The organism is Nonomuraea roseoviolacea subsp. carminata, assembly GCF_024172185.1.
In the GTDB taxonomy this organism is placed as follows: Bacteria; Actinomycetota; Actinomycetes; order Streptosporangiales; family Streptosporangiaceae; genus Nonomuraea; species Nonomuraea roseoviolacea.
The window spans coordinates 3,688,494-3,703,183 of the sequence record NZ_JAMZEC010000001.1 but is presented as its reverse complement, the minus strand read 5'-3'; the positions used below and the strand labels follow the sequence as shown (position 1 = coordinate 3,703,183).

Here is a 14,690-nt window from a genome sequence, read left to right as displayed (position 1 = left end):
GCCCACCTTCTATCTTGGAACGACCAGTCCAAGATAGAAGGTGGCGAAGGTCGGCGCAATCCCCCGTCGCTACAGATAGCTGTCAGCGGTAGGCGGCGAGGAAGGCGCGGACGGCGGCGGCGGAGTGGTGGTCGAGGTCGGCCTCAGTGAGCCGGTGATCGCCGTGGAACATGGCCTTGTTCACCGGGATCCACAGCAGCAGGCCGGAGAAATGGTTGGCGGCCAGGACCGGTTCGTCGCATCGGAGCAGTCCGTCGCCGGTCAGGCGCTCGAAGGTGGCCGCCAGGGTGGCCAGGACCCGCTCGAAGCCCTGGTCGTACCAGCTCGCGCCCAGGTCGGGGAAGGCGTCGGCGTTGGCGATGACCAGGCGCCGCAGCTGAAGGACCTCGGGCTGGGTGAGGGCGGCCAGGAGCTGCCGGGCGAGGCGGGTCAGGTTGTCTTCCAGGGCGCCGGGATCGGAGGGGATGCCGGCCACCAGCTCCACCATGCCGTCGACCCGGTCGGTGGTGGCGAGGACGATCTCGGCGAACAGCTTCTCCTTGTCGGCGAAGTGCTTGTAGACGGTCTGCTTCGACACCGCGGCCAGCTTGGCGATGTCGTCCATGCTGGTGCCCGAGTAGCCCCTGCTCATGAACGCCTTGGTCCCGGCCTCCAGGATCGCCTGGTGTTTGCGCGCGGACCGGCCCTGTTCGGTCGTCTCCATGCCGCCTCCCTTGATGAGTACTGGACAGTCTAGTTCTTATGTGGGTACTGTACCGTCCAGTCCCAGCGAGTACTACACCGTCTAGTTCTCGCGTCGCCTGTCTCGACCGAGGAAGTCACGACATGACTCACACCATCAGCGCTCCCATCGCCGTGTCCGCCCCGGCCCGTCCCGCGACGCGATTCCTGCTGGCCGGCGCCATCGGGGCGGGCCCGCTCTTCCTGAGCGCGGGCCTGGTTCAGGGACTCACCCGCGAGGGCTTCGACTTCACCCGCAACGCCCTCAGCCAGCTCAGCCTCGGCGACCTGGGCTGGATCCAGACCGTCACCTTCGTCCTCACCGGGCTGCTGGCCATCACCGGCGCGATCGGGATCCGGCAGGCGCTCCGCAACGCCCCCGGCGGTACCTGGGCGCCACGCCTGGTCGGCGTGTTCGGCGCGTCGTTCCTTCTCGCCGCGGTGTTCCCCGCCGACCCGGGAGCCGGATTCCCGGCCGGCACCCCGGAAGCCCCGGCCACCGCACTGAGCACCCACGGCGCCCTGCACATGCTCAGCGCCATGGTCGGCTTCCTCGCCCTGTGTCTGGCATTCTTGGTGCTGGCCCGTCACTTCACCGCAGGGGGCCGGCGTGGATGGGCCATCGCCTCGCGCGTGGTCCCCATCGGTGTCCTCGCCGGGTTCGCCGCCTCGTCGGCCTTCGTGCCGGCCTTCACCCTCGGGGCCGCCCTCGGCCTGCTCTGGCTCACCGCGGTCACCGCCCGGCTGGCCACCGCCTGAACATCCACCTCCGAACACGAAGGAGAACCGACATGACCCAGCCCGCCAAAGGCAACCCCGCCAGCTACTTCCCCTCCATCGAGCAGAAGTACGGCCGCCCGGTCCAGGAATGGATCGACCTCATCAACGCCTCCGCCCTCACCAAGCACATGGAACTGGTCGCCTGGCTCAAGAGCGAACACGGCCTCGGCCACGGCCACGCCAACGCCCTCGTCGCCCACACCCTCGCCGGCAGGAAATAGGCCGGGTGCCACCCAGGCGGCGGCCCTGGCACGGGCCGCGATCGCCGGAGCGGCGATGGAAGGCACTACCCCGCCCGTCTAGGCGGTGAAGTCCCGGATGAGCCTGACGAGGTCGTCGGGGCGTTCGGCCCGGGAGACGTGGCCGGTGTCCACCTCGGCGTAGGAGCTGCCGGGGATGGCGGCGTGGATCTCGAGGGCGTTCTCCACCGGGACCAGCGCGTCGCGGGTGGCGCCGACGACCAGCGTGGGCGCCTGGATCCGGGGCAGCAGGCGGCGGATGTCCACCCGGAGGACGAGGTCGATCTGCCGCATCCGGTTGGGGTGGGGGCGGAACCCCTGGGCGAGCTCCTCGACGGCGTCCCGGCCGATCTCGTTGAGGTGGCGGCGGCTGAACGCCGCGAGCATCGCGAAGCGGGAGAAGATCTCCGGTTCGTCGCCCAGCTCCAGCCAGAGCCGCAACGTGTTGCGCACGTACTCGTCCTCCGTGTGCGCCAGCCCCGACAGCGGGAGGAGCGTGCGCACCAGCTCCGGCCGGGTGGCCGCCAGCGACAGGACGATCACGGCGCCCAGGGAGTGGCCGACCAGGTGCACCGGTGCCTGCCCGCAGTCCTCGATCACCGCGGCGAGCTGCCGCGTCAGGGCCTCCAGGGTCAGCGGTCTGCCGTCGTCCTCCGCCACGTCGCTGCCGGCGAGGTCGGGCAGGATCACGGTGTTGCGGTCGGCGAAGCGGTCGGCGATCTTGTCCCAGGTCACGGAGCCGGGCCCGGTGCCGTGCACGAGCACGAGCGCGGGTCCGCTGCCGAGGGTGCGGTAGGTGATGCGGGCTCCGTCAACGGTCAGGTTCTTCGTCGTCATGCCGTTCACCGTGCCAAGGGGGACGGCCGTTGTGGAGCGGACCGGACTCCCTAGGACAAGGGATCCTAGGCAGCGATATTTCGGGATATTGCAGGATGGGGGGCATGGATCGTGAGGAGCTCGCCGACTTCCTGCGCCGCTCGCGAGAGCGGCTGCTGCCCGGAGAGGTGGGCCTGCCTTCCGGCCCGCGCCGCCGTACTCCCGGACTGCGGCGGGAGGAGGTGTCCCAGCTCGCGGGCATGTCCGCCGACTACCTGATGCGGCTGGAGCAGGCGCGCAGCCCGCAGCCGTCGACGCAACTGCTGGCCGCGCTGGCGCGGGCGCTGCGGCTGACCCGCGACGAACGCGACCACCTCTACCTGCTGGCCGGGCACCGCCCTCCGGCCGGGCCGCGCGCGGGCGGGCACGTCAAGCCCGGCCTGCTGTACATGCTGGACCGGCTCGTGGAGACGCCCGCGCAACTGGTGAGCGACCTGGGCGACGTGCTGGCGCAGAACGCGATGTCCGAGGCGCTGTTCGGCTGCCACTGCACGGTCGAGGAGCCCGACCGCAACATCCCCTGGCGCTGGTTCACCGACCCGTTCGTGCGCGAGTCGTACCCGGAGGAGGAGCATCCCGCGTACTCCCGGATGCACGTGGCCGACCTGCGCGCGGCCGTGGCCAGGCGCGGCAACGACGTGGCCGCGACCGAGCTGGTCGAGCGGCTGCGCGCGGCGAGCGAGGAGTTCGTGCGGCTGTGGGAGCTGCACGAGGTGGCGGTACGGCGCAGCAGCCGCAAGCGCGTGCGGCACCCGGCGATCGGCGACATGGAGTTCGACTGCGAGGCGCTGCTCGCCCCCGCCGAGGACCAGCGCCTGGTCATCTACACGCCGCCGCCGGGGTCGAGGACGTTCGAGGCGCTGGAGCTGCTGCGGGTGGTCGGCCCGGAGACCGCCCACCGCAGCCACCGACCGGCGGCAGGCCGGCCCGCCGGCATCTGACCGCAGGTCCTGGCGGTGGCCGGCGGAGGCGACGTCGGCCTGCGCCGCTCGTGATCGGATCTCCGGACAACCGCCTCGGCGGCGCGTCGTCGGGCGGTAGATTCTTCTTGAGCCGGAGGTCAACGGTTCGTTGACCCGTATGTTCACGATCGGGAAGAGGCCATGGAGCTCCGCGACATCGAGATCTTCCTGACGCTCGCCCAGGAGCTGCACTTCGGCCGCACCGCCGAGCGGCTGCACATCACGACCTCCCGCGTGAGTCAGGCGATCAAGAAGCAGGAACGCCGGATCGGCGCGCCGCTCTTCGACCGCACCTCGCGCACCGTCCGCCTCACTCCCGTGGGCGAGCAGCTCTACCACCGCCTGAGCGCCGGCTACCTGCAGATCATGGACGGGATCGAGGAGGTGAAGGGCACGGTCAACGGCGTGACCGGGACCCTCAACGTGGGCACCATCGGCCCGCACTCGTTGCTGATGAAGGACGCCTTCGACCTGTTCCACGCCCGCCACCCCGGCGCCCGGCTGCAGCACCGTGAGGTGCAGCCGCCCTCTCCGCTCGACCTGCTGCGCTCCGGCGAGGTGGACGTGGCGCATCTGTGGCTGCCGGTACGCGAACCGGACCTGACGATCGGCCCGCTCACGCACACCTCCCAGGTGCTGCTCATGGTGTCCGCCAGCCACCCCTACGCCCGGCGCGACTCGGTGTGCCTGGAGGACTTCGGCGACTGCGCCGTGGTCCAGGGCAAGTCCATCCCGGCCTACATGGAGGAGGTCTTCAACCCCTACCGCACACCGTCCGGCCGGCTCGTCGCGCGCGGTCCCGCGGTCTCCACCTGGCAGGAGGCGCTCAACGTCGTCGCTTCCGGCCAGGCGGTCGCCGGGGTCACCGCCGAGATCACCGAGTTCTATCCCTGGCCCAGCCTGGTCTACCTGCCCATCGACGACGCCGAGCCGGTGCAGTGGGCGTACGTGTGGCGAAGCGGCCATGAGAGCCCGCTCATCCGCGCCTTCGCGCAAGCCGTCACCGATTCGCGGCAGGCCGGTACGCACATGTCTGGTTCGTGACGACGTCATGCCGGGTCGATGATCGGGTCTCTGGTCGGTGGGGGCCGCTGACCAGCAGAGTTGTACCCAGTCGATGAGAAGGAGTCGTCATGGGTGCCCTGCTTCAGCGCCGGGAACTTCGGAAGGTCACGTCCTCGTGGCACGGGCCGCTCACCTACTGCGCCGCGGCCATGGCGGTGCTGGCCCTGGTCTGCGGGCTGGGCCTGGTGGTGGACGGGCGGACGCTCATGGGGCAGAGCGTGTGGCTGAAGCCGTTCAAGTTCGCGGTCTCGTTCGGCATGTACGCGATCACGCTGGCCTGGATGATCGATCAGGCGGGGCGGTGGCGGCGGACGCTGTGGTGGCTGGGAACCGTGGCCGTGGCCGGGTTCGTCACCCCGGAGATCGCGGCCATCACCTTCCAGGCGGCCCGCGGCGTGCCCAGCCACTTCAACTTCTCCACCGGCCTCGACACCACCGTGTTCATGATCATGGGTGGGGCCGCGTACCTGGGCTGGCTGATGACCTTCGCGATGGGGATCTTCCTGGTGGTGCAGCGGCGGGTGGACCGGGCGATGGCGTGGGCCGTCCCGCTCGGGCTGGTGATCTCGCTGGCCGGCATGTCAGTCGGCTACCTCATGACCTCCCCCACGCCCGACCAGGCGGCGGGGCTGGCCAGGGGGCTGAGCCTGACCACGATCGGCGCGCACAGCGTCGGCGCCCCCGACGGCGGGGCCGGCATGGCGCTCACCGGGTGGGAGACCGATTCGGGCGACCTCCGGGTGGCGCACTTCGTCGGCCTGCACGCGCTGCAGGTGATCCCGCTGGTCGCGATCGGGCTGCGGCTGCTGGCCCGCCGCTTCTCCGTCCTGTCGGGCGCCGCCACCCGTACGGCCCTGGTGGTCGTCGCGGCGTTCGGGTACGCCGGGCTCACCGGGCTGGTGCTGTGGCAGGCGCGGCGCGGGCAGGCGCTCCTCGCCCCCGACGCCCTGACGCTGCAGGCCGCGCTCGGGCTGGGCGGGCTGGTGGCCGCGTGCGCGGTGCTGGTCCTGGCCGTGTCGGCGCGCCGGGTGTCCGCGCGGGCGGCGTCCGCCGGGCGGGTGTCCGGGGCCGGGGCGGCGACCCCCAGCTCTGTCGCGTAAGGGTTTCTTCTAGGCTGCACGGGTGCACAAGCAGGCGAAACTGATCGTCGCCGTCGTCTTCGCCGGCTTCGCGAGCGTCTACGTGGTGGCCGGGGCGCCCACGGCGGTGGCCGTGTTCGCGGTGCAGGTGCTGTTCACCCTGCGGCGTTCGTGGTGGCTCCTGCCGGTGCAGGCCGTGCTGGCGTACGGGTCCGTGCTGCTGTTCGGCTCCTCGGTGGGGATCCTGGGCTTCGTGGGCGGCTCGCTGCTGCTGACCAGGCTCTGGCCGCTGGCCCTGGCCGTGGCGGGGAGCGCCGCGCTGCTCGGGCCGCCCGACCCGGTGATCAGCATGGTGCTGATCTCGCTGGTCGTGTACGGCCTGACCCGGATGATCGACCGGATCGACGAGGTGAACGCGGCCCGGCTGTCGCTGGCGGTGACGGCGGCGGCCGAGGAGCGCCTGCGCATCGCCGCCGAGCTGAGCGCGGGCCTGGGACGGGCGCTGTCCGCGATCGCCGAGGGCGCGCGTACCGGAACGCCCGACGTGGAGACGGCGCGCCGCTCGCTGGCGGAGGCCCGGTCGGCGGCGGCGAGCTACCGGGCCATGTCGCTGACCCCCGAGATCACCACCGCCAAGGCCATGCTGACCGCGGCGGGCGTCACCGTGGACGTGCGGGTGAGCCACGCCGAGCCGCTCGGCCCGGCGGGCGCGCTGCTGGCGGCCGTGCTCAGGGAGGCCGTGACGGACATCGTCCGGCGCTCCGCGGCCGGCAGCCGGACGGTCTGCCGCATCGAGACGTACACGGAGGGCGCCGCGGTGTGGCTGCGCGTCTCCGACGACGGCGCCCGCACGGCCGGCGACGCGGACCTCGGCGACCTGCCGGAGCAGGTCGAGGCGGCGGGCGGCACGCTCACGGTCGGGCTCACGGGGGACGCCCGGATGAGCGTGGAGGCGCGGCTGCCCGTCACGCGACCGGCCGGCCGGCCGGAGCGCGACAGCGCGCTGGCGATCGCGCTGCTGGCGGCCGTGCTGGTGGGGTTCTCGGTGAAGGCGCTGCTCGCGGCCGGCTCGCTGTGGCCGGCGCCGCTGCTGGCCGTCATCGTCGTCATGCAGGTGCGCTCGGTCGAGGGTCGCCACCACGTGGCGCTGTCGATCATGGGGGTGCTGACGTTCGCCCCGCTCCCGCTGTTCGGCCAGGCATGGCTGGGGGTGGCGGGATTCCTGGCGGGGCCGGTCCTGCTGGCCTTCCCGTGGGCGGTGGCGCTACCGCTGGTGGCGGCGGTCGTGGCGGTCGTCGCGGTCTCGGGCGTGCTGCTCGCCCTGCCGGTCGCGCTCACCGTGAACTACGCGATCAGCACGGTGGTGACCGGTCTGGTCGTGTACGGGCTGCTCAGGCTGGCCCGGATGGCCGGGGAGCTGCGCGAGTCGAGGGACGGCCTGGCCCGGGCGGCCGTCGTCGAGGAGCGGCTGCGGGCCGCCCGCGACCTGCACGACCTGCTCGGGCACACCCTGGCGGCGATCCTGCTCAAGTGCGAGCTCGCCCGCAGGCTCGACGCCGACCGCGCGCGCAAGGAGCTCCAGGACGTCCTGACGATGACCGAGCGGGCGATGGAGGACCTGCGGACGGTCTCGGGCCGGGACGGCGAGCTGTCGCTGGGCGCGGAGGCGGAGTCGGCCCGCGCGCTGCTGTCCACCGCGGGCGTCGAGGTGGAGCTGGACCTGGGCCACGACGCCCTCGGCCGGGACGTGGAGACCACGCTCGGCATCGTGCTCAGGGAGGCGGTCACCAACGTGCTGCGGCACAGCTCGGCCCGCCGCTGCGTGATCACGACCTCCGTGCGGGACGGCACCGTACGGCTGAGCGTGCGCAACGACGGGGCCCGCGCGACGAAGGGCCGCCACGGCTCGGCCGGGATCGGCAACCTCACCACCCGGCTGGCCGCGCTCGACGGGCGGCTGGACGTCACCCACGAGGACGGCTGGTTCGAGCTGACCGCCGAGGCCCCGACGCTCACCTGGGCCCCGGCCGGCCAGGTCCAGGCCGGCTAGATCCAGGCCGGCCAGATCCAGGCACGCTAGATCCAGCCCGCCTCGGAGGCGATGCGCACGGCGTCGGTGCGGTTGCGGGCGTTGAGCTTGGTCACGATCGTGGTGATGTAGTTGCGCACGGTCCCGGCGCTGAGGAAGAGGCGCCCGGCGATCTCGGGCGGCTCCGACCCCTCCGCGACCAGCCGCAGGACGTCGGCCTCGCGCGGGGTGAGCGGATTGTCGGCCAGGTTCCACGCGGTGACGGCGAGCGAGGGGTCGAGGACCCGTTCGCCCCGCGCCACCTTCCTGATCGCGGACGCCAGCTCCTCCGGCGAGGCGGTCTTCAGCATGAAGCCGTCCACCTGTGAGCTGAGCGCCCGCCGGAGGTGGCCGGGCTTGCCGTGGCCGGTGAGCATGAGCGCGCGGCAGCCCGGCAGCCTGGTGCGCACCTGCGCGGCGGCGTCGAGGCCGTCGATCGTGCCGGGCATGTCGATGTCGAGGACGACGACGTCCGGCCGGTGCGTCATCGCGGCGGCCACGGCCGCGTCGCCCGACTCGACCGCCTCGACGACCTCGATGTCGGGTTCGAGGCTGAGCAGGGTCACCAGCGCCTCCCTGATGACGTGCTGGTCCTCGGCCAGGAGCATACGAATCACCTGACCATTATGTCCGGATCATGATGACGTCATGGCGGGGTCGTGAGTGGCTCTCTGGTGGCCGAAACCGCAGGTCGGCAGGCTTGGAGCCATGACAGAGGCAGTGCGGTTGGACACGGTGAGCGAAGCGGTGCGGTTGGACACGGTGAGCAAGGTGTACGGGAAGGGCCGGGGCGCGGTCGCGGCCCTGCGCGAGGTGTCGGTCGGCATCCCCCGGGGCACCTTCACCGCCGTCATGGGCCCCTCCGGCTCCGGCAAGAGCACGTTCCTGCATTGCGCGGCCGGCCTGGACGTCCCCAGCTCGGGGTCGGTCCGGCTGGGCGGCACCGACCTGACCGGCATGGACGAGAACGCGCTGACCGAGCTGCGGCGGCGCCGGGTCGGCTTCGTGTTCCAGGCGTTCAACCTGGTCTCCGCGCTGACCGTGACCGAGAACATCACGTTGCCGCTGATGCTGGCCGGCGCCCGGGTGGACCGGGCCTGGCTGGACGAGGTCGTGCACAGGGTGGGCCTCGGTGGGCGCACCGGGCACCGCCCGGCCGAGCTGTCCGGTGGCCAGCAGCAGCGGGTGGCGATCGCCAGGGCGCTGGTGACCAGGCCGGAGGTGGTGTTCGGTGACGAGCCGACCGGCGCGCTGGACACCATGACCGCTCGTGACGTCCTGACCCTGCTGCGGGAGGTGGTCTCGACGCTCGGCCAGACCGTGGTGATGGTGACGCACGACCCGGTGGCCGCAGCGTACGCCGACACCGTGCTCTTCCTGGCCGACGGCCGGATCGTGGACGCGATGACCGCTCCGGCCGCCGAGAAGGTCGCCGAGCGCATGACCCGGCTGGGGGCGTGGAAGTGATGATCTCCTTCGCGTTGAAGACGATCGGCCGGCGCAAGGCCGGGTTCGCCGGCGCGTTCGTGGCGCTGCTCTGCGCGGCCGCGCTGGTCACCGCCTGCGGCATGCTGCTGGATACGGGACTGCGCGGCTCGGTGGCGCCCGAGCGGTACGCCGGAGCCCCGGTCGTCGTGGCGGGCGACCAGTACGTCCGGCAGACCAAGGAGAGCGGCAAGGAGAAGGCCAAGCTGCTGTCCGAGCGCCGGTGGATCCCGGCGGCGCTCGCCGAGGAGATCCGGCGCGTCCCCGGCGTCACGAAGGTGGTCGCCGAGGTCACCTTCCCGTACGCCGGCTACACCGCCCACGGCTGGGAGTCGGCCGCGCTGACCCCGTTCACGCTGGTGAAGGGCCGTGCGCCCAGGGCGGCGGGCGAGGTCGTCGTGGACGCGCGCCACTCCGGCGCCACGATCCCCGGCCACCGCGTGGTGGGGGTGACCGCGCAGGCGCTGCCCGGCCAGAACACGATCTTCTTCTCCACCGCCGAGGCCCGCCGCCTGGCCGGGCGCGACGGGCTGGTGACGGCGATCGGCGTCTGGCCCGCGGTGGACGTCCCCGTCAAGAACGCCGTGGTCTACACAGGCGACGAGCGGGGCGCGGTCGAGTTCCCCGAGGCCGAAGGCTCCAGGGTCAAGCTCGTCAGCCTGGGCGGCGCCCTCGGCGGCACCTCGCTGCTGGTGGCGATCCTCGTCGTGGTGGGCACGTTCGCCCTGTCCATGCAGGAGCGCCGCCGCGAGATCGCCCTGCTACGGGCCGTCGGCGCGCTGCCGCGGCAGGTCAGGAAGCTCGTCGGCGGCGAGGCCCTGATCGTCAGCGTGGCCGCCGGGCTGCTCGGCTCGGGCGCGGGGATCCTGCTGGGGTTCTGGCTGCGCTCCGAGTTCGTGGCGCTGGGCGCCATGCCCGCGAACCTGCGGCTGGTGGTCAGCCCGTTCCCCGCGATCGTCGCGGTGCTGACCACGCTGGCGGCCGCCTGGGTCGCGGCGCGGGTCTCGGCCCGCCGGATCGCGCGGATCAGGCCGGTGGAGGCGCTCGGCGAGACGGCGATGCCCGCCGCGCGGCTCCCGGTGGTGCGGCTGGCCGCGGGCCTGCTCGCCGTCGCCGGCGGGGTGGTGCTGACGATCGTGCTGTCCGGGCTGAACACCGAGGCGGCGTCCAGCCCGGTCACCATGCTGACCGCGCTGGTGTGGACGGTCGCGGTCGCCCTGCTCGGGCCGCTCGTCGCGCGGGCCGTGACGGCGCTGCCGCTGCGGGCGCCCGGCGTGGCCGGGTACCTGGCACGCAAGAGCCTGCTGGCCGGGCCCGTCCGGCTGGCCTCGGTGATCGCGCCGCTGACCCTGATGACGGCGATGACCTGCACGATCCTGTTCGTGCCCACCACGATCGGGCACGCCGCCCAGAGCGAGGTGGCCGCGGGCGTCAAGGCCGACCACGTGCTCGCCCCGGGCGCGTCCCCGGCCGCCGCGCGCCGCGTGCCGGGCGTGCGGGCGGTCACCGAGGTGCTGCGCACCTCGGTCCGGATCGACCTGGAGAAGTACGCCGTCCAGGCGGTCACGCCCGGCGGCCTGGACCGGACGCTGGACCTGGGCGTGGTGGCCGGGTCGCTGGACGGCTTCGGCGACTCGTCGGCGGCGGTCAGCACCACCGCCGCGTCGAGGCTGGAGGTCGGCGTCGGCGACCGGATCTCCCTGGTGCTCGGCGACGGCACGCCCGCCGACGTGAAGGTCGCGGCCGTCTACTCCCGCGGCCTGGGCTTCGGCGACCTGACTCTCTCGTACGGGCTCGTCGCGGGCCACGTGGACGACCCCCGCGGCACCGTCCTGGTGGCCGGCGGCGCGAGCGAGGCGCTTCCCGCGGTGACCGCTCCCGGCCACGAACCCGCGGGCTCCGCCGACGCGGCGGTGGCGTACGTGGCGATGGGGCTGGTCATCGCCTTCTGCGCGATCGCCGTGGTCAACACCCTGGCGATGTCCACGCTCGCCCGCTCCCGCGAGCTGGCCCTGCTGCGCGTGGTCGGCACGACGCGCCGGCAGGCGGCCCGGATGCTGCGCACGGAGACGCTGACCGCGCTGCTCGTCGCCGTGGTCCTCGGCACGGTCATCTCGCTGGTCACGCTGGCGGCGTTCAGCTTGGGGATGACGGGGTCGGCGTCGCCGTACGTGCCGCCGCTGACGTACGCCGGGGTGGTCGCCGCCGTGGTCGCCCTCGCGCTGACCGCCACGGCGGTCCCCGCCAGGTTCGCCCTGCGCGTCCGCCCGGCCGACGCGCTCGGCGCCCGCGAGTGATCCTGGGAAGAGCGTTGAGGCCGTGCGGCAGCCGGTGCCGCACGGCCCTTCGTCAGGCGGGCGCGGGCTCAGCCGCGCGGGTTCCAGCCGCCGGTGTCCACGTCGAGGTCGCGGCGTGCGCGGACGGCGCGGTCGCCGACTTCGTGGACCTCGCCTTCCGCCACAACGCGTGGCCGCGGTAGCCCCGGACACCGCCTGCGAAGCCGGGTGTCAGGGGCGGGTCGCGGTGGCGAGGAACATCGGGACGGCCAGGAGCAGTCGTCCACGTCGCGCCCGGTCGTGCTGGTCGGCGAGCCAGGCGTCGTGCTCGTCCTGGGTGATCGCCCCGGCGGCGAGGGCCCCGCGCGCCTGGTTCGTGACCATCGGCAGCAGGGTCGCGTCCGTGAGGACCGCCGTGTGGACCTCGACGTGGACCTCCGTGAAGCCGGCCGTCAGGAGCAGGTCGCGGTAGCGGCGGGCGGCGCGCGGGTCCGGGAGCTGGTCGGCGCGGGCGTGCACGATCGTACGGGTGACCAGCGGGTGGCCCGAGTCGACGACGATCGCGTCCCAGTCCTGGCCGGCGAGCGCGATCCGGCCTCCCGGCGCCAGCACGCGGACGGCCTCGCGCAGGGCCCGCCCCGCGTCACCCAGCTCGTGGAACACCTTGTCCGCCCGGTACGCGGCGACCTCGCCGTCGCCGAGCGGCAGGTCGTAGGCGTCGCCCACCCGGAAGTCCGCTCCGGGCCACCTGTCGCGGGCGATGCCGATCATGTCGGCGCTGAGGTCCACGCCGATCGGCCCGGCCCCGCGCTCGCGGAGCTCGGCGACGGCGCGCCCCGTGCCGCAGCCGACGTCCACCGCCGGGGTCCCCGGCGCCAGACGGAGCAGTTCGTACGAGCGCTCGCGCAGGGCGGTGGCGCCCGGCAGGGTGTCGGCGGCGTCGAGGAGGGCGACGAGTTCGCTGGTGTTCGGCATGCGGTTCAGCATGGATCCTCATGTCGACATGAGGTCAAGGCCGGACCGGCGCCGGGTTTGCGAGGGGCGCCGAGCGGGAAACCGCTTGGTCATGCCGGAGTGGTTGCAGGCGGGCGGCTGGGGTCTGCTGGCGGGGTTAGCGCTGGTGATCGGCGCGCTGGTCGGGTACGCGGTGCGGTTGCCGCAGCGGGTGATCGCGTCGGTGATGGCGTTCGGCGCCGGGGTGCTCATGTCCGCGGTGTCGTTCGAGCTGATCGACGAGGCGCACGAGCGGGCGGGGCTGGCGCCCACGGTCGCCGGCGCCGTGACCGGCGCGGTCCTCTACACCGTCTGCAACATCCTGCTGGCCCGCCGCGGCGCGCGGCATCGCAAGCGCTCGGGCGGGCAGCAGCCGTCCGAGCAGGAGCAGAGCGGCTCGGGCACGGCGATCGCGCTCGGGGCGGTGCTCGACGGGGTGCCCGAGTCGGTGGTGATCGGCGCGAGCCTGCTCGGCGGGGGCGCGGTGAGCGCGGTGACGGTGGCGGCGGTGTTCATCAGCAACGTGCCCGAGGGACTGTCCAGCGCGGCCGGGATGCGCGCGGCCGGGCGGTCGAAGGCGTACGTGTTCGGGCTGTGGAGCGGGATCGCCGTGATCAGCGGCCTGTCGTCGCTGGCGGGGTACGCGCTGCTCGGCGGGGCTCCGGCGGCCGTGCTGGCGGGCATCATCGCGCTGGCCGGCGGCGCGATCCTGACCATGGTCGCCGACACCATGATCCCCGAGGCGTTCGAGAACGCCCATCTGATGACCGGGCTCATCACGCTGGCCGGATTCCTGCTGGCTTTCGCCGTGTCGAAGGCCGGTGGCTGAGGCGCTGCCGAACCGCATGAAAGATCACATTCGCCCCATGAGGTGCTAAAGCGCTTTTTTAGGGCAGGTGACCGCTATGCGGACAACTGATGAAGGTCGGAGGTGGTCGTCATGACCGGCTCTGTGATCTCGCTGGGCGTCGAGGAGGAGTTCCACGTCGTCGACACGCGGACCCGGCACCTGGTTCCGCGGGCGGGGATCCTTCTCGACATGCTGCCGGAGGACTGCTTCACCAAGGAGCTCCAGTGCTCCACGCTGGAGGCCAACAGCAAGCCGTCCCGCGGCCTGGAGGACCTGGCCCGCGACCTCGGCGGCATGCGGGCCATGGTGGTGAGCAGGGCCGAGAGCCTGGGGCTCGGCATCGTGGCGGCCGGCAGCGTGCCGCTGGCCGACATCGACCGCATGAAGGTGTCGCCCGACCCGCGCTACGAGCAGATGCTCGACGACTACCAGCTCCTCACGCGTGAGCAGCTCATCTGCGGCACCCAGGTCCACGCCGAGGTGACCGACCGCGAGCTGGCGCTCGCCCTCGCGCACCGGCTGTCGCCGTGGGCGCCGCCGCTTCTCGCGCTCAGCTCCAGCTCGCCGTACTGGCTCGGGGCCGACACCGGGTACGGCAGCTACCGGACCATGGTGTGGCAGCGCTGGCCCACGGCCGGGCCGATGGCCCGCTACGACTCCGTGGCCGACTACGAACGCATGATCGGCGGCCTCATCCAGTCGGGTGTGATCACCGATCCCGGGATGATCTACTTCGACATCCGGCCGTCGGCCCACGTGCCGACCGTGGAGTTGCGGATCTGCGACTCCATCCCGCGCGTGGAGGACATCGTGCTGGTCGCCGGGCTGTTCCGGGCGCTGGTCGCCCGCGGCCTGGAGGAGGTGCGGCGCTCCCCCGGGGTGGAGGTGTCGCTGGAGGGCGTACGGGCCGCGACGTGGCAGGCGGCGCGCTCCGGGCTCGAAGGGGAGCTGGTCGACCCGGTGGAGGGCGTGCCCAGGCCGGCGGCCGAGGTGGTCACCGGGATGGTGGGGGGCCTGCGGCCGTACCTGGAGGAGGCCGGCGACTGGGAGCTGGTCTCGGGGCTGGCCCGCGAGGCGCTGGCCAGGGGCAGCTCGGCGGCGCGGCAGCGCGCGGCGTTCGCCCGGCGCGGGCTGCTGGGCGACGTGGTCGACATGCTCCTCGCGGAGACGCGCTCCGGGTGGGAGCCGCTGGGCGGCGACACCTCGTCGTACCGGCCGGCCGCCTGAGGCGACGGCCCGAGGTATCCAGCCGCCCAGAGGGTGGTTCCACGTGGAGCATTCGGTCACGGCAAGCGAT

The 14,690-nt window shown here is 72.9% G+C and carries 14 protein-coding genes; 10 read left to right on the top strand and 4 right to left on the bottom strand.

All coding sequences use genetic code 11. From position 1 onward, the window contains the following. Positions 1–82 precede the first annotated feature (82 nt). Entirely contained in the window at positions 83–703 is a 621-nt protein-coding gene (locus tag HD595_RS17300; RefSeq protein ID WP_253770272.1) for a TetR/AcrR family transcriptional regulator, read from the bottom strand. Positions 704–825: 122 nt separating this feature from the next. Between HD595_RS17300 and HD595_RS17295 the strand changes: the two genes are divergently transcribed. Both HD595_RS17295 and HD595_RS17290 read left to right on the top strand, forming a co-directional pair. Then, positions 826–1,479: a DUF998 domain-containing protein gene (locus HD595_RS17295; protein ID WP_253770270.1), complete on the top strand. Its 654-nt coding sequence runs from the start codon at positions 826–828 to the stop codon at positions 1,477–1,479. 32 nt (positions 1,480–1,511) lie between these two features. Next, positions 1,512–1,721 (top strand): DUF4287 domain-containing protein, encoded by a 210-nt coding sequence (locus tag HD595_RS17290; protein ID WP_253770268.1) that lies wholly within the window; start codon positions 1,512–1,514, stop codon positions 1,719–1,721. A 78-nt stretch (positions 1,722–1,799) separates the two neighbouring features. Here HD595_RS17290 and HD595_RS17285 read toward each other — a convergent pair whose 3' ends face one another. Continuing rightward, positions 1,800–2,576, bottom strand: a complete 777-nt coding sequence (locus HD595_RS17285; protein WP_253770266.1) for an alpha/beta fold hydrolase — start codon at positions 2,574–2,576, stop codon at positions 1,800–1,802. 104 nt (positions 2,577–2,680) lie between these two features. Between HD595_RS17285 and HD595_RS17280 the strand changes: the two genes are divergently transcribed. The 4 genes from HD595_RS17280 (at position 2,681) to HD595_RS46780 (ending at position 7,771) form a co-directional block, all read left to right on the top strand. Further along, complete coding sequence (locus HD595_RS17280; protein ID WP_253770264.1) at positions 2,681–3,556, top strand: helix-turn-helix transcriptional regulator; 876 nt, start codon at positions 2,681–2,683, stop codon at positions 3,554–3,556. Between the two features lie 162 nt (positions 3,557–3,718). Further along, positions 3,719–4,621, top strand: a complete 903-nt coding sequence (locus HD595_RS17275; protein WP_253770262.1) for a LysR family transcriptional regulator — start codon at positions 3,719–3,721, stop codon at positions 4,619–4,621. A gap of 89 nt (positions 4,622–4,710) precedes the next feature. Further along, positions 4,711–5,742, top strand: coding sequence for a hypothetical protein (locus HD595_RS17270; protein ID WP_253770260.1), 1,032 nt, complete (start codon positions 4,711–4,713; stop codon positions 5,740–5,742). 22 nt (positions 5,743–5,764) lie between these two features. Next, entirely contained in the window at positions 5,765–7,771 is a 2,007-nt protein-coding gene (locus tag HD595_RS46780) for a sensor histidine kinase (protein WP_253770257.1), read from the top strand. 26 nt (positions 7,772–7,797) lie between these two features. Here the strand turns inward: HD595_RS46780 and HD595_RS17260 are convergent, their stop codons facing one another. After that, positions 7,798–8,406, bottom strand: a complete 609-nt coding sequence (locus tag HD595_RS17260; RefSeq protein ID WP_253770256.1) for a response regulator transcription factor — start codon at positions 8,404–8,406, stop codon at positions 7,798–7,800. 91 nt (positions 8,407–8,497) lie between these two features. On the opposite strand from HD595_RS17260, the gene HD595_RS17255 reads away from it, so the two are divergent. Together HD595_RS17255 and HD595_RS17250 are read left to right on the top strand one after the other, a co-directional pair. Continuing rightward, positions 8,498–9,256 (top strand): ABC transporter ATP-binding protein, encoded by a 759-nt coding sequence (locus HD595_RS17255; protein WP_253770253.1) that lies wholly within the window; start codon positions 8,498–8,500, stop codon positions 9,254–9,256. Beyond that, the gene (locus HD595_RS17250) at positions 9,256–11,571 is read left to right on the top strand and encodes an FtsX-like permease family protein (RefSeq protein WP_253781209.1); all 2,316 of its coding nucleotides are present in this window, start codon (positions 9,256–9,258) and stop codon (positions 11,569–11,571) included. The genes HD595_RS17255 and HD595_RS17250 overlap by 1 nt, the downstream gene beginning before the upstream one ends. Before the next feature lie 210 nt (positions 11,572–11,781). Here HD595_RS17250 and HD595_RS17245 read toward each other — a convergent pair whose 3' ends face one another. Next, positions 11,782–12,525, bottom strand: coding sequence for a methyltransferase domain-containing protein (locus HD595_RS17245; RefSeq protein ID WP_253770251.1), 744 nt, complete (start codon positions 12,523–12,525; stop codon positions 11,782–11,784). A gap of 91 nt (positions 12,526–12,616) precedes the next feature. Here HD595_RS17245 and HD595_RS17240 point away from each other — a divergent pair, with 91 nt between their 5' ends. Both HD595_RS17240 and HD595_RS17235 read left to right on the top strand, forming a co-directional pair. After that, the gene (locus HD595_RS17240) at positions 12,617–13,372 is read left to right on the top strand and encodes a ZIP family metal transporter (protein ID WP_253770249.1); all 756 of its coding nucleotides are present in this window, start codon (positions 12,617–12,619) and stop codon (positions 13,370–13,372) included. A gap of 111 nt (positions 13,373–13,483) precedes the next feature. Then, positions 13,484–14,620 carry a carboxylate-amine ligase gene (locus HD595_RS17235; RefSeq protein ID WP_253770247.1) on the top strand — a complete coding sequence of 379 codons (1,137 nt, stop codon included), beginning with the start codon at positions 13,484–13,486 and terminating at the stop codon, positions 14,618–14,620. The last annotated feature ends 70 nt before the right edge of the window (positions 14,621–14,690 follow it).